Annotated in this window: 17 protein-coding genes and 1 pseudogene; 9 read left to right on the top strand and 9 right to left on the bottom strand. The window is 54.6% G+C overall.

What is annotated here, in order from left to right:
• Positions 1-14: 14 nt before the first annotated feature.
• Positions 15-662 (bottom strand): trimeric intracellular cation channel family protein, encoded by a 648-nt coding sequence (locus tag AABA21_RS35210; RefSeq protein WP_338257440.1) that lies wholly within the window; start codon positions 660-662, stop codon positions 15-17.
• Positions 663-872: 210 nt separating this feature from the next.
• Between AABA21_RS35210 and AABA21_RS35205 the strand changes: the two genes are divergently transcribed.
• Entirely contained in the window at positions 873-2,138 is a 1,266-nt protein-coding gene (locus AABA21_RS35205) for an amidohydrolase (RefSeq protein ID WP_338257439.1), read from the top strand.
• Positions 2,139-2,215: 77 nt separating this feature from the next.
• Here the strand turns inward: AABA21_RS35205 and AABA21_RS35200 are convergent.
• Positions 2,216-2,380 (bottom strand): annotated as a pseudogene (locus AABA21_RS35200) (DNA-binding response regulator); the annotation flags it as partial.
• 248 nt (positions 2,381-2,628) lie between these two features.
• On the bottom strand, positions 2,629-2,907 hold the full coding sequence (locus AABA21_RS35195) for an antibiotic biosynthesis monooxygenase family protein (protein ID WP_338257437.1): 279 nt from the start codon (positions 2,905-2,907) through the stop codon (positions 2,629-2,631).
• Positions 2,908-3,044: 137 nt separating this feature from the next.
• Between AABA21_RS35195 and AABA21_RS35190 the strand changes: the two genes are divergently transcribed.
• Together AABA21_RS35190 and AABA21_RS35185 are read left to right on the top strand one after the other, a co-directional pair.
• Complete coding sequence (locus AABA21_RS35190) at positions 3,045-3,557, top strand: PadR family transcriptional regulator (protein ID WP_338257435.1); 513 nt, start codon at positions 3,045-3,047, stop codon at positions 3,555-3,557.
• Between the two features lie 87 nt (positions 3,558-3,644).
• On the top strand, positions 3,645-4,742 hold the full coding sequence (locus tag AABA21_RS35185) for a DUF4037 domain-containing protein (protein ID WP_338257434.1): 1,098 nt from the start codon (positions 3,645-3,647) through the stop codon (positions 4,740-4,742).
• 146 nt (positions 4,743-4,888) lie between these two features.
• Here AABA21_RS35185 and AABA21_RS35180 read toward each other — a convergent pair whose 3' ends face one another.
• On the bottom strand, positions 4,889-5,083 hold the full coding sequence (locus tag AABA21_RS35180) for a stress-induced protein (RefSeq protein ID WP_338257433.1): 195 nt from the start codon (positions 5,081-5,083) through the stop codon (positions 4,889-4,891).
• A 207-nt stretch (positions 5,084-5,290) separates the two neighbouring features.
• On the opposite strand from AABA21_RS35180, the gene AABA21_RS35175 reads away from it, so the two are divergent.
• Complete coding sequence (locus tag AABA21_RS35175; protein ID WP_338257431.1) at positions 5,291-5,890, top strand: hypothetical protein; 600 nt, start codon at positions 5,291-5,293, stop codon at positions 5,888-5,890.
• Here the strand turns inward: AABA21_RS35175 and AABA21_RS35170 are convergent.
• A complete protein-coding gene (locus tag AABA21_RS35170; protein ID WP_338257430.1) occupies positions 5,832-6,743 on the bottom strand; it encodes a cyclase family protein in 912 nt (303 codons plus the stop codon). The two genes, AABA21_RS35175 and AABA21_RS35170, sit on opposite strands and share 59 nt — an antisense overlap.
• Positions 6,744-7,037: 294 nt before the next feature.
• Positions 7,038-7,937, bottom strand: coding sequence for an NAD-dependent epimerase/dehydratase family protein (locus tag AABA21_RS35165; protein WP_338257429.1), 900 nt, complete (start codon positions 7,935-7,937; stop codon positions 7,038-7,040).
• A gap of 548 nt (positions 7,938-8,485) precedes the next feature.
• Between AABA21_RS35165 and AABA21_RS35160 the strand changes: the two genes are divergently transcribed.
• Both AABA21_RS35160 and AABA21_RS35155 read left to right on the top strand, forming a co-directional pair.
• Positions 8,486-9,013: a response regulator transcription factor gene (locus AABA21_RS35160; RefSeq protein WP_338257428.1), complete on the top strand. Its 528-nt coding sequence runs from the start codon at positions 8,486-8,488 to the stop codon at positions 9,011-9,013.
• A gap of 27 nt (positions 9,014-9,040) precedes the next feature.
• On the top strand, positions 9,041-9,232 hold the full coding sequence (locus AABA21_RS35155; protein ID WP_338257426.1) for a hypothetical protein: 192 nt from the start codon (positions 9,041-9,043) through the stop codon (positions 9,230-9,232).
• Positions 9,233-9,464: 232 nt separating this feature from the next.
• Here the strand turns inward: AABA21_RS35155 and AABA21_RS35150 are convergent, their stop codons facing one another.
• The gene (locus tag AABA21_RS35150; RefSeq protein ID WP_338257424.1) at positions 9,465-9,704 is read right to left on the bottom strand and encodes a hypothetical protein; all 240 of its coding nucleotides are present in this window, start codon (positions 9,702-9,704) and stop codon (positions 9,465-9,467) included.
• A gap of 652 nt (positions 9,705-10,356) precedes the next feature.
• Between AABA21_RS35150 and AABA21_RS35145 the strand changes: the two genes are divergently transcribed.
• Positions 10,357-11,625, top strand: a complete 1,269-nt coding sequence (locus AABA21_RS35145; RefSeq protein ID WP_338257422.1) for an MFS transporter — start codon at positions 10,357-10,359, stop codon at positions 11,623-11,625.
• 348 nt (positions 11,626-11,973) lie between these two features.
• Positions 11,974-13,011 (top strand): FTR1 family iron permease, encoded by a 1,038-nt coding sequence (locus AABA21_RS35140; protein ID WP_338257420.1) that lies wholly within the window; start codon positions 11,974-11,976, stop codon positions 13,009-13,011.
• A gap of 245 nt (positions 13,012-13,256) precedes the next feature.
• On the opposite strand, the gene AABA21_RS35135 is transcribed toward AABA21_RS35140, so the two are convergent.
• Entirely contained in the window at positions 13,257-14,132 is an 876-nt protein-coding gene (locus AABA21_RS35135; RefSeq protein ID WP_338257419.1) for a class I SAM-dependent methyltransferase, read from the bottom strand.
• 147 nt (positions 14,133-14,279) lie between these two features.
• On the bottom strand, positions 14,280-15,122 hold the full coding sequence (locus AABA21_RS35130; protein ID WP_338257418.1) for a helix-turn-helix transcriptional regulator: 843 nt from the start codon (positions 15,120-15,122) through the stop codon (positions 14,280-14,282).
• A gap of 168 nt (positions 15,123-15,290) precedes the next feature.
• On the opposite strand from AABA21_RS35130, the gene AABA21_RS35125 reads away from it, so the two are divergent.
• Positions 15,291-16,274, top strand: coding sequence for a TAXI family TRAP transporter solute-binding subunit (locus tag AABA21_RS35125; protein WP_338257416.1), 984 nt, complete (start codon positions 15,291-15,293; stop codon positions 16,272-16,274).
• Positions 16,275-16,319: the final 45 nt, after the last annotated feature.

Below are 16,319 nucleotides of genomic sequence, written 5' to 3'. Positions count from 1 at the left end.
GCTCTCCCTCACACTCAACGCGTATCACTGGCACGACGGGGTCGGGGACCCCTCCAGTGATATCGTAACGCGAGGAGGCGCAGCACAAACACGAAAACTGCAGTGAGACCAACCGTAAGCGAATCATTTACCGCAAAGTGAGCTATGATCACAATGATCGTTGCGCCGAGAGCCGCAGGAAGAGCGTAAAGCTCACTTCCAGACCGCAACACGGCAGGTGGGTCCTGAGCCAGGATGTCACGCATGACACCTCCACCTATAGCAGTGAGTGTGCCCAGGAGAATAGCTGGTAATGGCCCCAGACCATACGCCAGGGCCTTTATCGCACCTGAAATACAAAATACAGCAAGTCCTGCGGCATCAAAAACAAGGATCGCAACATTGAGCCGATTCAGCAGTGGATGTGCGAAGAAAGTCAGGATTGTCGCCAGTAGCGCTAACCATAAGTAGTTCGCATTGGTGAATGCTACGGGGGGATGTGCTCCAATAATCAAATCGCGTATGACTCCTCCGCCGATTGCCGTGATCAAAGCGAGCACGGCCATGCCAACAATATCATAGTTTTTGCGGACAGCAAGCAGGGCGCCAGATTCCGCAAAGGCAAAGGTACCAACAAGGTTGAGAATCTCTTCCAGGGTCGCATTGAAGATGACCGGGTGCATCTTATTCCTCACTGTGTATTTACGCCAAGGGCCAAATTGAGCAAACAGGCCAAATCATCGCCCGTTGGTTGAAGCATACCCCACTCTTACAATGTACATCCACAAAAAACCATGTGAGTCGTTTTCTTCCAAAGCGGCGTGCTAGCTAGCGAAGGAGCGGAAAGAGCCAACGCTCTAGGATGGGCCATTCGCCTTACAGGAGATGCTCCGATGACAACGAAGCGGAAATCACGTGAATCCACCATCTTACATAATCTGAACGCCATCTATCCTGACATCGAGAAGATGTATATCGATCTGCATGAGCATCCGGAGCTTTCAATGCAGGAAGTTCGGACCTCCGCCAAAGTGGCTTCACGTCTCAAAGACGCCGGTTTTGAGGTCACAAGCGGCGTGGGTGGAACAGGGGTGGTGGGTCTGCTCCGCAACGGATCAGGCCCTACGGTCATGCTACGCGGGGATATGGATGCCCTCCCTATAGAAGAAAAAACGGGCTTACCTTATGCCAGCAAAGTGAAGGTAAAGAACCCCAATGGTGAAGTGATCCCAGTCGGGCATATGTGCGGACATGATGTGCATACCAGTTGCCTGGTGGGGACGGCCAGCTTGCTTGCACAGGGCAAGCAAACCTGGGCAGGCACGCTGATGATCGTCGCGCAACCCGGTGAAGAGACGATGCAAGGAGCAAAGGCGATGCTGGATGATGGACTCTTTACCCGTTTCCCGAAGCCTGATGTTGCCCTGGCCCAGCATACTATGTTCTCCCCTGCGGGGACCATCAGCTATCATCCCGGCTACACCTTAGCGGCGGAGCATAATGTGCGCATTCGTCTCTTTGGCGTCGGTGCGCACGGCTCAATGCCACAAAAGAGTATCGACCCGGTCGTGATGGCTTCTGCTCTGACGATGCGTCTGCAAACAATTGTGTCTCGCGAGATCGCGCCAGGAGAGATGGCCGTCGTCACGGTTGGAGCGATCAATAGCGGCACGCGCTATAATATTATTCCCGATGTGGCGGAACTCGATCTGAGTATTCGCACCTTCAAAGATGAGGTCTTTCAACACATCTACTCCGCGCTCACCCGCATGGCGCACGCAGAAGCGGCGGCGTCCAACGCACCCACTCCCCCCGAGGTCTCCATTGTCGAAGCCTCCCAGGCGACCTATAACGATGCTGAACCAACCAGGCAGGTCGCTGCCGCGCTTACCCAATATTTTGGAGCCGATTGCGTGAAAGAAATCTCCGCAGTGACCGCCAGTGAAGATTTTTCACTCTACGGACATGCCCCTGGTGGGGCAGGCGTGCCTTCTTGCTATTACTTTCTTGGCGTCACGGATCCTGAGCTTTATGCAGAGAAAAAAGGGAACGTTCCAGGCCCGCATTCACCCTTCTATACCCCTGACCGCGAGCGCTCCTTGAAGACAGGTCTCCAGGCGCTCACCGTCGCGGCCCTTTCCCAATTAGGGAGCCCATGACGCCTCCAGAGGAAGCCACAACGGAGCGAGACATCAAGAGGGAACCCGAACGCCCCTGTAGTGTAGCGGCGACCCTCTCATCCAAGCCCGGCCTCTCGGGCGCGGATAATCGCCTGGACGCGGTCAGTGACCTGCAGTTTGTTGAAGACGTTGGAGAGGTGATCAGGAAACGCCTGCGTCGATGTGGTCAAAGCTTTCGTGGGCGTAAAGTAGCGAATCAGGCGTTGGGCAATGGCAGGACTGCGGGGCAAGCCTCAATACTTTCAACTTGAGAACAAGCAACAATGAAAAAGACCACAGTACGTGCGGGGCTTGCCCCCGCTTTGATCTTTCCGGCTCGAACAAGTAACATGAAATATGCTTCTGCATCAACAGAAGCCTGCATTGATGAGCAGCGAGGAAGCAAGCCGGGGCAAGCCCCGCACGTACTGCTTCTCTTTCTATTTCTGCATGTTCTTAAACTGAAAGTATTAGGGGCAAGCCCGGCTCCCTACGACAGAACGGTGGCGTTGTAATAGGTGACCTGGCCCGGCGCTCCCTGGCCGCCACCATGATGCTGCTTGAACAGGTCGTTGTTGGTATACTCTTCCAGCGCCTCTTTGGATTCCCAGCGCGAGATGGCCAGAATCGTGTTGTCATCGGCCACCCAGAGCTCCATGCCCAGGAAACCCTTGAACTGCTTCATGCCGGGCATCGCATGCTGGAAACCCTGCATCATAGCCTGCTGACGCTCAGCTGGAACAGCGACTTTATTGACAGCAATAAACATTGAACTTCTCCTTGTTTATTAATCGACTTCGATTAGTCGTGTACGACTATATGATCTATGGGTAATAATACAACCTTTGACCAATATAGTCAAGTTCGACTATAATATACATACAAAAAACGGGGGGAAAAAGCAAGTTGGACGAACGAAGCCTGCTCCTACTGGGGATGCTAAAATCGCAGAGCCAGCATGGATATCAGATCAACGAGTTCATCGAGAAAAATTTGAGTCGCGTCATCAATATGAAGCGCTCGACGGCCTATACGCTCCTTGACCGGCTGTGCGAACAGGGCTATGTCGAGCAGCGAACGGAGCAGGAGGGGCATCGACCGGTCAGGAAGGTCTATACACTGACGGAAGCGGGCGAGCAGAAGTTCAACGAGCTGCTGCGCGAGATTTTGGAGCAGGCCGATCCGATGACTTCTCCCTTCGATGTGGGACTGATGTTTCTGGACCATATCAGTCACGATGAGCTGCGGGCGGCGCTCCAGCTGCATCTACAGCGCACCCATCAACAGATCGTGGTCTATGAGGCGACCCCGGCGCACGGCTTTGGCAAAGGGGTCGACATCGCCATGCGCCACCGCCTGGCCCTCTTGAAGGCCGAACAAAGCTGGCTGCAGGAGACACTCCAACAATTGTCGCCGTAGGCGAGGATGCCGGGGGCATCCTCAACTCGGGCTTGCCCCGACTTCTCGCACAGCGACCTCATCAACGTCTTTTCGAAAGGATGCGCTATGCCTACATTTGTGCCCGGCCTTGAGCTGAATCGTCGTTTCTTCCAGGAGGTGGTGCGCCCCCTGCTCGCTGAAACCTATCCCGAGCTGCGTTACGCGGCCGCGCTGGTCGGACCGGGCAGTGAAGTGATCGGATGCGATACCGAGATGTCGGTCGATCACGATTGGGGTCCGCGCCTGTTCATCTTCCTACGCGAAGACGACGCGGGACTGGGAGACGCCATCGCCGATCTACTGAGCCAGCGCCTGCCCGCCACGTTCGCGGGCTATTCCGTCTCATTTCCCCCGGCCAAAACATTTGGGATACGCGCGCTGAACCGGCCGTTCAGCGGTCCGGTTCAGCACCGCGTCATGCTGACGACAGTACGCACCTTTGTGCTCGTCCAGCTTGACTATGATCTGGATCAGCCACTGCGGGCGGTCGACTGGCTGACCTTCCCCTCGCACGCGCTGGGCGAGCTGGTCAAGGGAGCGGTCTACCAGGATGAGATAGGCGAGCTGACGACGCTACGCGAACGCTTCGCCTGGTATCCACACGACGTCTGGCTCTACCTGCTGGCCGCTGGCTGGCAACGCATCGGGCAGGAAGAGCACCTTATGCCGCGTGCCGGCAGTGTCGGCGACGAACTGGGCTCAGCCATCATCGCCTCGCGACTGGTGCGCGACATCATCAACCTCTGTTTCCTACAGGAGCGGCAGTACGCCCCCTACGCCAAATGGTTCGGCACGCTCTTCAGGCAGCTGAGCAGCGCACAGGAACTGGAGCCGCTGCTCTGGCGCGTCCAGCAGGCCGGACACTGGCAAGAGCGCGCGCAGACCCTGGCCCGCGCCTACGAGATCCTGGCGCGCCGCCAGAACGCGCTCCAGCTGTGTCCCGCTCTACCGGAAAAAGCCTCAAATTTTCATGAGCGCCCCTTCCCGGTCATTAACGCCGAGACGATCGCCCGGACCCTGCTGGAGCAGATCAGCGATCCGGAGATCAAGCACATCGCGGAACAGCCCCTGATCGGCAACATCAACCAGTGGAGCGACAACACCGACATCGAAGGCGTGCCGCGCCACAAGCGCCGCCACCTTTACCCCTCGCCGTCGTCGTAGGTGTCGGGCTTGCCCCGACTTTGGAGCGAAGCGACCCCGTACCCTTACGATACGGTTCCCTTGAGATGAAACGTGGTTGGTGGTAGGGAAGCCGAATCGGTCGGATACGGGGTCGCTTCGCTCCAAAGTCGGGGCAAGCCCGACACCTACGATGAGGATGAGGATTTATGCTGGGCGGCGTGCCCGCCCCTCTTTCCGGCTTCGCGGGCTTCTCGGCTATCAAATTCATGCCCCTTGCCGCTCTCGTGGGCGGCGTGTCCAGCTTTTTGATGCTGCTCATGGCTTACAGCTTCTCCGCCTTTGTGGCCGGCGGCGCTTTTCTTGTCGTGTTCAGATGCCATATATTTCCTCCTTTACAACACTTCCAACATTTCCTCAACGATCATGTTCTTTAACGTGTAACCGTTATATGGTAACATGTAATCGTTATATGGTATACGAATGCGTAAAACAAACCGATTCATATCATTAAAGGCGCAGATAATAATATTTCTATTGCTGAAGTATTATAGCACTAAACATAGTAGCTGTTACACATAAGGAGATTTATGGCCGATAACGATATCAATATTTCAATGGTTGTCAATGCACCCGTTGAACAGGTATGGCCATTGCTTGTTGAGCATCAGCAAGCCGATTCCAAGGCGATAGGACAGAAATATTTCTCGGACCTCTCCCCAAAACCAGTAGTTGCGGGCCAGGTCATACATAAGCGCCTTGGCTTCCTTCATTTGCGCATATATATCGACCGTATTGTGCCGGCGGATCCTCCTGCTGAAGGTCAGACAACTTTGATCCGCATAGTCTTCCTTGGAAGAGAGGGAAAGCTCACTTCTAGCTGGGTTCACGATACAGAACGGTATCACATCCAGGAACAGTTTGAGTTCGACCATCCCTGGTTGAAAAACACAGATCAGATTACCATTCGCTGCCTGGGTATAGACACCAGCTCGTGTGTCATTATCTATACGTGTCAATCAATGACGAATATTCGTCTGGTGCCACGCTGGCTCGCACGGCTATTGGATAACAACGATCACATAGAAAAAGACACATTAACCAGGACGATAGAAACGTCGCTGCGTGACATTAAAACCAAAGCAGAGCAAAGCTTTCATCAACCTCCCACATATCCCTTGCAAACGTAAAGGAGATACTCGTCGATTCGGTCTTTGCGCCTAATACTTTCAACTTTAGTACAGGCAACAAGAAAAATGACGAGAGTACGTGCTGGGGCTTGCCCTCGCTTGCTTGCTTCCCACAAGAAAAAGCTCCGTCAAAGAGACCAGGCACGGTTGCATGCGATGCATCGCATTCTGCTTGCTGCTTTTTCGAGCGGCGAGCAAGCAAGCGGGGGCAAGCCCCGCACGTACTGATTCTCTTTCTCTTTGTGCTTTTCCTTTGGGCGTCCCATCCGGTGTGGACCAGTACGGCGCGGCCGCGCAACTCTTTGTCGCGAAAGAAGCTGGCATCCAGCGCCATCTGCGTATGGTAGTCGGCACGCACCACTATCCCCTCCAGGTCCGCCAGCCGCTCGACGCCGACCTGCGAAAGATCCTTGCCATCCTCATAGCGATGGAAGGGACAGTCCAGGTAGGTCCCGGTGTTGGTGACCATCTCAATCTTGCCAATCTGGAACGTGGTCCCCGGCGCGTACTGCTTGCGCGACTCTTCGCGGCTCAGGTAGTCACAGATCAGCGGCGCGGGCAATCCCTTATACGTGATCAAACCGCTCTCGATGGTGTGACTCAGATCGACATAACGTGGGGCAGTGGGCGCTAGAGGTTGGGTGATCGCGCGCTTATGCGGCTCCGTCAAAATCTGTTTGTTGCTGATGGAGACGCGGCCGACCATCAGCAGGCGCATATCCTTCACTATGGCGTCGGCCAGCTCCTGATCAGAGATATCATCACCCTCGATATCCAGGCGGAATCCCTGCCCCTGCACCCCGCCACCGTTGGTAAATTCGATCACAAAATCAAATTGAACGCGTTTATCCATCAAACAACCTCTTTCCAGCCGTCAGGCAATCCGAATGTCTTTTGGCGCTTCATTCATTCATATGTACATCTGCGGCTATCTTACAAGAGCTGATCGATGGCTGTAAATAGGCAAAATTGCCATCATTTGCGTGTACGGCTGCAGCAGCCTGGGAAGCCAATCGAGGCGTCCGATCAGAAAATAATGGGATGTAGAAAAGGTGGAACGGCAATGGAGGTTTTCCCCATGGGGATGGGAGCGCGGCAACAGGCATTCGCGTGGGACAAATGCCTATCGCCGATCAGAAAGTGGATGTCAGTCGCCGAGGCGGTAGCGGGGCGAGAAGCCAAAGGTGCACCGCGCCTTATCGATGGAGAGCAGTGATTCGCGCCCCTGTAGCGGACGCGTCAGGGCCGGGAGGAGATCGGGGCGGAAGCGCTCCAGCAGGTCGACGGTCGGTTCGGGCCAGCAGGTGTCGCTGGCGCACATGTTATAGGCCCCGTAGCCGGGCAGATCGGGACACAGCAGCGCCTGCTCAATGCCTTCGGCGGCATCCTGCACATGCAGCCAGCTAAACAGATCGTCATGCCACTGATCCGTCACCTTCAGGTCACCACGGGCGCGCTGATACATCTCTTCTGGCCACACCCAGGTAAAGCGTAGGGCCGCCGTGGTCATTCCGTAGCCGCGATGGAAGGCCGCGCACGTCTCTTCGGTCACCAGCTTGCTCAGGCTATAGGGATCTTCCGGAGCCGGTGGATACTCCTCGTCCAGTGGCAGACGCGTATAGGGGATAGGGTGGCGGCTCAGGCGCCAGTAGAAGGTGCCAAATGCATTCACGCTCGACGCGCAGATGCAGCGGGCAACGCCGGCCTTGCGCGCCTCATCCAGCACCACAAAGGTCCCCAGCGCATTGGTGCGAAAGATAGTGGCCCCCTGATCCGGGATATTCACAGGGATGCCCCCCAGATGCACCACGGCCTCCACATCCCGCATCGCCTCGGCGACCGCGAGCGGATCGGTGATCTCCCCCCGCACAAAAGGCCAGTCCAGCTTGAGGGAGCGCGTCTCACGCTCGTGCTTGAGTGGATTATATATCGAGACTGCAGTGGGATCAGCGATATCCAGCAGCCGCAGCTCGTGCCCCCGCTGCCCAAGATACTCGGTTAGAGCACGCCCAATAAAGCCCAGGGCACCCGTGATCAATACTTTCATGAACGGCATCCATTTCTACATCAGAATAGGTAGGAAAAGAGGATTACACAACAGAGACACATGAGCTGATCAATGGCTTGCAGCAGCGAAAAGCCATCCGGCAGTGGACGACCAGATCAGGAGAAATGACAGAACTCAGTATACGAAGAAGGTTAAAGCATGTCAATATATAATTTTAAGCAGGATGCCCTCCAAACCCCGGCAGGAGGGGCGGCGAGCCCCTCCTGCACCTCCCCGCTTTATGCCGGCTTTATTTGTTAAATATCATGCGCCCGATTTCCCCTTCCCAAGCGAAAACGTCCCCGGTAGGGTGGGGCAAAAATAAAAGATTTTCACACAAATTTCACACAACTGCTCAGATATTCACGTGATTCTCACTCATCATCGGGTAAGCTGTACATAGAGAAAGTTAGCACATCATCTGGACATTCTTTCTCTACGGTGTCGCAGCAGCGACAATCTCAGTCTGAAGACACAATCTGCGTTGCAGGAAGTGTTCTGCCCGGTTGGTTGAAAGGTATGGTAGCTAGCGGAAGCAGGATGCCCGTATGCACGACCAAAGCGCTGCGAACGATTCATCGGAGAGCAGCCAGACAGATGGGATGGGGGGATCGCCTGCTGATGAGCGATCAGGGCCATCACGTTTCTCGGATAGTGGAACGGCCGGCCAGCCACAAAAGGGCGGGGCCAAACACACATACAACATCCTGGTGGTTGAAGATGATCCAACACTCGCCACGCTGGAAACTGATACATTAACTGCACAAGGTTATACCGTCGTCACCGTACATAGTGGTGAGCTTGCGATCACTACTCTCCATCACGCGATTCCCGATCTCGTAGTGCTTGATCTTGAACTGACAGGAGAAATTCATGGCTGGGATGTCTTGCAAGCATTGCGCTCACTGGCATCCATCCCCGTTCTCATTACGTCGAGTTCAGCTAGCCATGCACGCTTGTATATGCGCGAAAGTGGAGAGACGCGCCTGACTTTGGATCACTTGCCAAAGCCGTACCCTTTACAGGCGCTTCTAAAGCGCATTCAACGCATGCTGCCAATCTCACCTGCTCACTAATTCTTCTTAGTACCAAAGGAGGCTCATATGATGGACCGCTACGAAGATCGTGAAATTCTGCGTAAGGGTGGATTTGCTGAAAATGAGGTTGTTCAACTAAGCAAGCTTCGTAAGGACTACAGCGAAAGAGAGAAGAATCAGGCCCAGATCGTGAAGCGGCGCCTGGAGTTCATTCGCTGGCTGGTCTCAACAGGAAAACTTTCCGACCAGATTGCCTAGTTGGTGCGCGCCAGAAAAGAAAACCTCTATCTCGCACACAGCTCTAAGCTACAGGTATGCTCTGTGAAATAAGTGCGTTATAGCGACAATCGTTGCGGTTGTCGCTTTTTTGTGGTTGTTCTCCAGCTCTTCCACACATCCTCAAACTCTGGTTCCATCAAAAGTACGAACCTCGTCTCAATCAATCCCTTCCATCTCTCGCTCCCCACTTCAATCAACCTCTGAGGACAGGTTAGGATGGCTCTTTATCGTCGTGCCGCACGATTATGCCCTCTGCATCAGGGAAAGGATGCTCGCGCTGCAGTTCCTGCATCTGAGGATATGGCGGCAGCTTCGAGACAGCCCCCATGATGCGCGAGACCATGTCGGCGGGAGGGTCGAAATGCTCTAATTTAGAGAAGAGGCGATCAATATCAGCAAAATTATCGTTCTCATCGTCATCTTGAAAACGAACAGGTGAAACATTCTGCATGTGCAATCTCCCGTTTATCATTCGTATCATTCATGACTATATTACGTATAATTGAAGAAGGAGGTTTCAGTTTTTTCTCAGTTTTCTTATCCAATTCTTGGCTGAAACCACCACTTCTCAGCAATTTCTAAGCTACGATGCCTGCCGGAAAAAGGAAAGCGGTAAGCTATGGCTAGCTTACCGCTGCCTGAAGATACGATAGTGCCTACCAGCACTTGCATGCAAAGCGCTGGCTGATCTCAAGCGGGATGCATAAGAATGCAGCGATGAGATACAGAAATGATCAGAAGATATATACAGGGTACTAGCACTACAGAAAATGCACTACGAGATGAAGCGCACTACAAATGATACACTCTGACGTGTAACAGACCAATTTGCGACCGCAGGGCTGTCAATCATCTATATACTCGATATTTTCTGGCCCTTCAAGCCATGTTTGCTCCGTAAACCTGCCTGAGGGCTACTAGCAAGCCTTTTTCGTTCCCCACCAAAAGTACTACGCCCTATGATTAAGCTTTCTGCATTTATTGAAAATGATGTCACATCGCTACCAGCTCGGTTGTCCCTTGCTTAAGAGGGTTAATTTTGTTATATTTGAATGCTCTGTTTAACGTGGTGCTGATTTGCTCTGGATGAAAGAATTTTTATTATGCTGGTTAGACGATTGGGTATCCCTCAACAAAAGGGGACAAAAAGTTTTTTACTTATTGTGTTTATAGATGCACTGGGGACGGGACTGTTCGCGCCATTCTCGCTGCTGTATTTCCATGTGATCGCCGCGCTGCCGCTGACCGAGGTGGGCGTGGCGCTGAGTATCGCGACCATCTTCACCTTTCCGGTGGTGCCGCTGACGGGTACGCTGGTGGATCGCTTTGGGGCCCGGCGGCTAGTAATCTTCGCGCAGCTGCTGCAGGGCGTGGGCTTTCTTGGCTACCTGCTGGTCAGCAATATGACGATACTGATTCTGACGGCCACCCTGGTCAATATCGGGCAGCGCATCTTCTGGTCGTCCTATTATTCGCTGGCGAGCGATTTAGCGGCGACGGGAGGGCGGGATCACTGGTTCGGCCTGCTGGGAACCTCGCAAACGGTGGGGATTGGGATCGGCAACGCGCTGACCGGCGTGCTCATCGGGACATTGGGGACGACGGGCTACTATAGCGTGGTGGTGATCAACGCGATCAGCTTCTTTCTGGCGGCCATGATGCTTTATTTTCTGGTACCGGTGGAGCGACGCCAGAACAGCGCAGAGCATAAGAATGCACAACAGGGAAGCTACCGGGTGGTGCTGAGGGATCGGCCCTTTCTGGCGCTTATCGCTACCAACACCGCCTTCGCACTCTGCCTGTGTCTGAGCGGTCTTGGCCTGCCGGTCTATGCCGCCGACGCCCTGCATACTCCGATCTGGGTGGCCGGGGTCGCTCTGGGAATCAATCTGGCGCTAGTCGCGTTTCTGCAGACGTTCCTCATTCGCCATCTGAGCTCGTTGCGCCGCACGCGCATCATTATTCTCGCGGGGCTCATCCTGGCTCTGTGGTGCCTGCTCTACATTCTGGCCCTTCCACTGCCACGGACCATTGTCATTCCCTACCTCATCATCGCCACCTGTGTCCAGGGATTTGCCGACGCCCTTCACGCACCAACCTCCAACGCCCTGGCGGCCGAGGCCAGTCCCCTGGCGCTACGCGGCCGCTACCTGGCGGCCTACCAGTTCTCCTGGGCACTGGCCCTCTTCGTGGCCCCGACCATGTTTACCGTCCTCTTCAGCATCCACCCGGCTCTCCCTTGGGCGATCGCGGCCGGACTGATCCTGCTGGCCAGCCTGGGAACCTTCTTTCTCGAACCCCACCTGCCCACAGCGGCGGTCCATATATCGACCGTGGCGCCACAGACCGAGGAGCAGCGGCAAGCTGGATAGAAAATGCACGCCACCAATCGTATAGCGGGGTCAAGGGGCGGCTAGCCCCTTGCGGGGTGCGGGGCGTCCCCGCTCACTCCTTCCACATCACCGCCGCCGAAGGCGGCAAGAAAAGACTTTTAAATGACCCTGCACCAGTTGTAGTAGAGCTTGAATTTTTATTGCAAGCCTGCTTACAATTGATCTCAGAGTTCATCTTCCTCTTGACAAAAACATTAGGGTGCCCTAATATCTTAGTAGTGAGGTCGGATATTAGGGTACCCTAATATTCATGCTGAGCAAGATTTTTTGCATGGGAGTGCATACGAAGCGCGCTCCCCGGTTATGACCAGAAAGGATTTGAATGTCGTGAGGATCTCTTCATCGATAGCACGCCCCACCCTCCTCGCGGGAAAATTTGTGCTGATTATTGGCGCGATAGCGGTCGCGGCAATACTGGTATGGCAAGGCATTACAGCCAGTGGCAATCCAGATCCAACCGCTGCCCACATTACGCCTGAGGCCGCGATTGTGAACACCGGTATCCTCGTTTTCCGTGAAGGCCTGGAGTGTATTTTGGTGTTGATGGCCATTACAGCCAGTATGATGGGCAAAAACCAGGGCTATCGGAAACCGATCGCCATGGGTTCGGCGATGGGCTTTGGCGCTGTCGTGTTAACGTGGTTCGCGGTGGTGGGTATTTTAAGCGCACTCTCCAATAATCTACCGGCCCTGGACATCCAGGCAGCGACGGGCTTGCTAGCGATCATTGTGCTGCTGGTGATCATGAACTGGTTCTTCCATAAAATCTACTGGACTGGCTGGATCTCCATGCACAATAAGCGCAAGAAAGAGCTGCTGAGCCAGAAGAACGAAGAGGGTCACTCACAATCACGCCTGATGTCTGGTCTGATCTTGCTTGGCTTCGCCTCGGTCTATCGTGAAGGCTTCGAGGTCGTGCTGTTCCTGCAGACCCTGCGGCTACAGGTCGGCTCTCTGATCGTCCTCTACGGAGTGCTGATCGGGCTGGCCCTGACCGGTATCGTGGGCGCGCTCACCTTCGTGATACACCGCCGGCTCCCCTACAAGAAGATGCTGGTGCTGACCGGCGTCATGCTGGGCGCCGTGCTGCTGGTAATGGTCGGCGAACAGGCGCAGGAGATGCAGCTGGCCCACTGGATCTCGACCACCCCTCTCAACCTGCCGATCCCCGGCTGGATGGGACTGTGGTTCGCCGTCTTCCCGACGGTCGAGACGCTGGTGGCGCAGTCCCTGGCGGCCATTCTCGTCATCGGCTCCTACTTCCTGGCCCGCTACCAGACCGTCCTGCTGCCCCGCAAACGTGGAGAGAAGCCCGCAGAGCGTCCGGAAGCTCCTCCCGTCCGCGTGGCCGAACCCGTCTCGTAGGTTCGGTCCGCGTGGCCGATTTTTCCTCGGCCAGCGACAACGTATCCCATAATCCGTTCGGGTCATACAAAAAATCGCTAAATAAAAAGGATGGGAAATGTGATTTCCCATCCTTTTTATTTACCCCACCTCATATGTTCGGGCCTTGTGCCCGATTTTTTGCCACCATACGAATATGCACCGAGAACACCATTTTTCTTGAACATTAACGTGCGTGGAGAGTAAATCGGGCGCAAGGCCCGAACCTACGGTGAATCGATACGCTCCAACAACGCGAAGCCGCCGATGTCGCGGTAGACGGAGCGTCGCAGGTCGGCATTGGCCAGCGTGGCGAGGCGGATCAGACCGAAGAAGGGGAGCTTGCGATTATTGGCGTAGGCCTCGTCAATCATGAGTCGCGTCTGGCTCGTCTTCCAACCGTGCTGCTGATAAAACAGTTCACTGTCCTCGATATCCAGTTGAATGGGCGCGTTTCCCTTCGCGAGCTGTTTGTCCCAGCTCCTGCGCATAAAGCGCAGGCCGCCGCCGGTGATGCTCTCGGTCAGCAGCCAGCGAAACTCGGGGTACGTGTGCAGGTCCGAGACCAGCGAAGCCAGTTGCTCATTGGTCAGGTAGATGGAGAGCCCCTCCATCAGCACCAGGACCCGTTTGTACTGCGTATGGATGCGCTCGAACAGTGCGCCGCGCGCCTCGACGTTGGCCAGGTCCAGGTCGATCTGTTCTAAGGAGCAGACCGGCTGCTCGTCCCGCAGTTGCTCGTTCTTGTAGGTGAAGATCGCGGGCAGATCTATCTCGATCCAGTGTAGATCGGGCGGCAACGCAAGCCGATAGGGACGAGTATCGAGCCCGGCGGCCAGGCTCAGCACAGTATCACAGCCATGCTGCTCAATAGTCTGCAACAGCATCTCGTCGATGATTTTGGTGCGTAGAGCTACCTGCCAGGCCAGCACCTTCTCATTGCGCATATTGTGAGCCATAGCGTCGCCGCGCTCCCCGCTCAGCTGGCGCGCGAAGGGATCATGGAATAGCGCGTCCTCTCGCTCGCTCTCCAGGGCTCGCATATGGGCGACCCAGATGGCGGTATCAGAAATGTTCTCAACACTAGATGGAGAAGAGCTCATCAATTATTTCCTTATTCTTTATCTCAAACATATATGCATATGAAATGTAGCAATTTTAAACGCGATTATTATATCATGCCACGTTCCAACACCTCTGTAGCGGCGCCCCTCGAGGGCGCCTGGCCACTTGCGGCCGGATTTTAAACGTCACCGCTCTGAGCCAGAGGCTGCGAGGGTCGTCAATTTTGTCAGGGTGTCTGTTCCAGCCATAGGCGTATCCACCACCATGCGTAGACTGGGATGGTCCGCGAGATAGAAGATCGTCGGCTGCATCAGCAGCAATCCGACAAGAGGATGCCGAATCTGTTTGGGTTCGTTATGCACCGCCTGCACATCGTAGTGCGGCCACCATTCGCGAAACTCGGGGCTCACACGCTCAAGGTCAGTAATGATTTTTGTCAGCCATGCTTCTCCAATGTAGCGCTGGGTGCTGGCGCGAAAGAGAGCCAGCGCTCGCCGCGCCTCTTCCTCCCAATCAATAAGCTGAGCGCGGTAGCGTTGGTCCGTGAAAAGGAACCAGATGAAGTTGCGTTTCTGGGGCGAGAGTGAGCTGAAATCGGTATATACGTCGCAGGCGGCCTGATTCCAGGCCACGAAATCCGAGCGAGGATTGAGTATATAAGCGGGTGTGACGCCCAACTCCTCAAGAATGAATTGCAGCGCCGGATCAACCGCTTGTTCCGTAGGAAAGGGGGTAGCAGGGATCTGCTTGCGCGCCAGAATAAAGAGGTGCGCGCGCTCATCGGCATCTAACTCTAAAACACTCGCCAGGCTTTCCAGTATGGGCGCTGAGACCGTAATATCTCGTCCCTGCTCTAGCCAGGTGTACCACGTTTCCCCTACACCCGCGATCGTCGCCAGCTCTTCGCGGCGCAGTCCCGGTGTTCGGCGACGTTTGCCCACCGGTAGCCCAACTTGCTGGGGAGAGATGCGCTCGCGACGAGTACGCAAAAACCGGGCTAAGGCCGCTCGCCGCTCTTGCTCATCCATCGCCTTCGTCCTTATCGAGGTGGTTTTTATACCAGTATATTTTGACTCCTGGTTCCAGTACTGCACCCATGGCATAATTTTATCACACATGATAGACGTGTCTTTGCTCTTCTCTACAAGAAGCATTGATGAACTACCTATGCACATAAAAGAAAAGGAGTTGTGAATATGTGTGCTCAACATATCGTTCCTGCTATCTCACCGTTGACGATCAGGCCTAGAATATTCTTGGAGGCAGCCTCCGAAATGATGGATTGCGAGGATTGGCCCTATCGTGAGGTGCGTGTGGAGATGCGCAGTCGCGGAGGAGAAACTGGGGTTTTTCGCTTATTCGGTGCGAATCATCCAGATAGCCTTCAGGAGATGGCCGAAGGGAAGCTTGATATTGCTATCCTCAATCCGTCAGCATTACTCACGATGGCGTACAAAGGAACGGGCGCTTTTCACCAGCCTATTCCAGTTTCTACCATTGCTATGCTACCGCATCATGACCAACTCGGTTTCGCAGTCACAGAAGCATCTGGCTTGCAGTCGTTAGATCAGATTCGTGAGCGGCGCTATCCATTGCGTGTATCTGTACGCGGTTCTCTTGATGCGTGTACCACTTTGCTCGTCGATGTGGTGTTGAAGAATCATGGGTTCAGCTTGGAGGATATCGTCTCGTGGGGTGGGCATGTGTCGTATGATCAGCCTATGCCTGACGATCCCTCGCGTATAGGCCGCGTACAGAACAAGGAGTTGGACGCAATTTTTGACGAGGGAATTATGGTCTGGGGAAATCTGGTGCATGATGCTGGCATGCATTTCCTCCCCATTGATGAACAACACCTTACAGAGTTAGAAGCTCAAGGATTCAGGCGTGCTACGATTAGCAAGAGTCTCTATCCAGGTTTGCCTATGGATGTCCCTGCGGTAGATTTTAGTGGCTGGCCTATCTTTGCCCGCCGCGAAGCCTCCGATCTGCTCATAAGGCAATTTTGTGAGGCGTTGGAAGCTCGCAAGCAACGGATTCCATGGAACCTGGGCGTGGGAAGTCACGATCAACCACCAATGCCACTTGAGCAGATGTGCCGTGATACGCAAGTGACTCCCATCGATGTTCCGTTTCATCCAGCCGCAGAGCGTTTCTGGCGCGAGAAGGGATACCTCTAAACGTTCTCACTCAACCGAGGATGGTATTCGGAGAGCCGGAATTGT

The organism is Dictyobacter halimunensis (assembly GCF_036245075.1).
This window is presented reverse-complemented; position numbering and strand designations above follow the sequence as displayed.

Bases quoted from the DNA above. Each gene is read 5' to 3' on its own strand.
- AABA21_RS35210 (WP_338257440.1), bottom strand. From the start codon at position 662: ATGCACCCGGTCATCTTCAATGCGACCCTGGAAGAGATTCTCAACCTT.
- AABA21_RS35205 (WP_338257439.1), top strand. From the start codon at position 873: ATGACAACGAAGCGGAAATCACGTGAATCCACCATCTTACATAATCTG.
- AABA21_RS35195 (WP_338257437.1), bottom strand. From the start codon at position 2,907: ATGTTTATTGCTGTCAATAAAGTCGCTGTTCCAGCTGAGCGTCAGCAG.
- AABA21_RS35185 (WP_338257434.1), top strand. From the start codon at position 3,645: ATGCCTACATTTGTGCCCGGCCTTGAGCTGAATCGTCGTTTCTTCCAG.
- AABA21_RS35180 (WP_338257433.1), bottom strand. From the start codon at position 5,083: ATGGCATCTGAACACGACAAGAAAAGCGCCGCCGGCCACAAAGGCGGA.
- AABA21_RS35175 (WP_338257431.1), top strand. From the start codon at position 5,291: ATGGCCGATAACGATATCAATATTTCAATGGTTGTCAATGCACCCGTT.
- AABA21_RS35170 (WP_338257430.1), bottom strand. From the start codon at position 6,743: ATGGATAAACGCGTTCAATTTGATTTTGTGATCGAATTTACCAACGGT.
- AABA21_RS35165 (WP_338257429.1), bottom strand. From the start codon at position 7,937: ATGAAAGTATTGATCACGGGTGCCCTGGGCTTTATTGGGCGTGCTCTA.
- AABA21_RS35160 (WP_338257428.1), top strand. From the start codon at position 8,486: ATGCACGACCAAAGCGCTGCGAACGATTCATCGGAGAGCAGCCAGACA.
- AABA21_RS35155 (WP_338257426.1), top strand. From the start codon at position 9,041: ATGATGGACCGCTACGAAGATCGTGAAATTCTGCGTAAGGGTGGATTT.
- AABA21_RS35150 (WP_338257424.1), bottom strand. From the start codon at position 9,704: ATGCAGAATGTTTCACCTGTTCGTTTTCAAGATGACGATGAGAACGAT.
- AABA21_RS35145 (WP_338257422.1), top strand. From the start codon at position 10,357: ATGCTGGTTAGACGATTGGGTATCCCTCAACAAAAGGGGACAAAAAGT.
- AABA21_RS35135 (WP_338257419.1), bottom strand. From the start codon at position 14,132: ATGAGCTCTTCTCCATCTAGTGTTGAGAACATTTCTGATACCGCCATC.
- AABA21_RS35130 (WP_338257418.1), bottom strand. From the start codon at position 15,122: ATGGATGAGCAAGAGCGGCGAGCGGCCTTAGCCCGGTTTTTGCGTACT.
- AABA21_RS35125 (WP_338257416.1), top strand. From the start codon at position 15,291: ATGTGTGCTCAACATATCGTTCCTGCTATCTCACCGTTGACGATCAGG.